The 417-nt window shown below is 68.3% G+C and carries 1 protein-coding gene and 1 pseudogene; both read left to right on the plus strand.

Features of this window, described 5'->3' with window-relative positions; all coding sequences use genetic code 11:
* A pseudogene (locus I6F21_RS38130) lies at positions 1–214 on the plus strand (hypothetical protein); the annotation flags it as partial.
* 13 nt (positions 215–227) lie between these two features.
* A partial coding sequence (locus I6F21_RS38135; protein ID WP_225184436.1) for a DUF6384 family protein occupies positions 228–417 on the plus strand: 190 nt, incomplete at its 3' end.

The following is a 417-nucleotide window of genomic DNA, read 5'->3' on the forward strand; positions in this document are numbered from 1 at the left end:
CCTGAAGGCCGGCTACGGCGCCACCATCGGCGTCGATTCGGTGCGCAAGCTGTTCGATGCGGTGGTGCGCTTCCAGGAGACCTCGCTGCAGGAGATCGAGCAGCTGCGCGGCCAGGCGACCCGCGACTCGGCCGAGATCGCCGAGTATGTCGAACAGGGCAAGCAGCGCTTCGCCGCCCTGCTGCAGGCGCCGCCGAGCCCGGAGCCGCGCTGAGGTGAGTGCGACGATGGCCCCTGCCGAGCTGCAGGATGCGCTGCTGACCATGGATGTGGTCGACCAGCTGCGCTACCGCAACGCCGAAATGAAGGCGCTGGCCGACAGCGGCCACGACAAGGCGACGCTGAAGCAGCGCCTGCTTGAGCTGTACCGCTCGCAGGGTATCGAGGTCTCCGACGAGATCCTCGAGGCCGGCATCC

It is taken from the genome of Bradyrhizobium sp. NBAIM03 (assembly GCF_020194055.1).
Lineage (GTDB): Bacteria > Pseudomonadota > Alphaproteobacteria > Rhizobiales > Xanthobacteraceae > Bradyrhizobium > Bradyrhizobium yuanmingense.